The organism is Nocardiopsis sp. FR4 (assembly GCF_009830945.1).
GTDB lineage: Bacteria > Actinomycetota > Actinomycetes > Streptosporangiales > Streptosporangiaceae > Nocardiopsis.
Genome location: NZ_VWVV01000071.1, coordinates 1 through 1,067, shown reverse-complemented (window position 1 = coordinate 1,067; position 1,067 = coordinate 1). Strand labels below are relative to the sequence as shown.

The 1,067-nt window shown below is 68.3% G+C and carries 1 protein-coding gene; it reads right to left on the bottom strand.

Annotated features, from left to right (window positions below):
- Positions 1-1,067 (bottom strand): ATP-binding cassette domain-containing protein (locus tag FYW95_RS27465; RefSeq protein WP_160051005.1); only part of this gene is annotated, 1,067 nt, incomplete at both ends.

Genomic DNA, 1,067 nt, shown 5'->3' with positions numbered 1-1,067 from the left:
GGGTCGAGGACGGGGGCGGCGGTCAGGAGCTGACGGGTGTACTCACTCCGCGGCGACTCATACACCGCGTCACTGTCACCCATCTCCACGATCTCCCCCGCACGCATCACCGCCACCCGATCACTGACCTGACGCACCACCGCCAGATCATGCGCCACGAAGATGTACGTCAACCCGAAGTCATCCTGCAACTCCGACAACAACCGCAACACCTGATCCTGCGTCGACACATCCAACGCCGACACCGGCTCATCACAGATGATCAGCTTCGGCTTGAGGATCAACGCCCGCGCGATCGCGATCCGCTGCCGCTGCCCCCCCGAGAACGCGTGCGGAAACCGGTTGTAGTGCCCCGGCTCCAACCCCACCCGCTCCAACAACTCCTGCACCCGCAAGCGGACCCTCTTCCCGTCCCGCTCCCCCTGCACCCGCAACGCCGTCCCGATCGCGTCCCCCACCGTCACCCGCGGATTCAACGACGAGTACGGATTCTGGAACACCATCTGCACATCCCGCCGCAACGGACGCAGCCCCCGCTCGGACATGTGCGTGATATCGCGCCCCTCGAACTCCACCCGGCCCCGGGTCGGCTCCAACAGACGCATCACCATCCGCGACAGGGTCGACTTGCCCGACCCCGACTCACCCACGATCCCCAGGGTCTCCCCCCGGTACAGATCAAAGGAAACCCCCTTGACCGCCCAGAAATCCGACGAACGACCCCACACACCACCACGCACCCGGAACCGCTGCGCCACATCCTCCACCCGCAACAGGGGCTCGTTCCGCTCCGTCGCCGGTTCGGAGAAGGGCGTGAGGACCGCTTCGGGTCCGGCCTCGGCAGCCCTGTCGTCGCCTGTCTCGTCCGTCCCGCCCGTCACGGCCGTTCCCGACCTGCGGCGCTGCTCCTGTATCCGCGTCTGGTGCCGCTCAGCCCGTTCGCGTGCCCGCCGCTGGGCGCGGGAGACCTCCACGCGCGGCACTGCGGCCAGCAGGCCCCGGGTGTAGGGGTGCTCGGGGTTCGCGAGCACGGTGCGCACGTCGCCGCGCTCCACCGCCACGCCGTG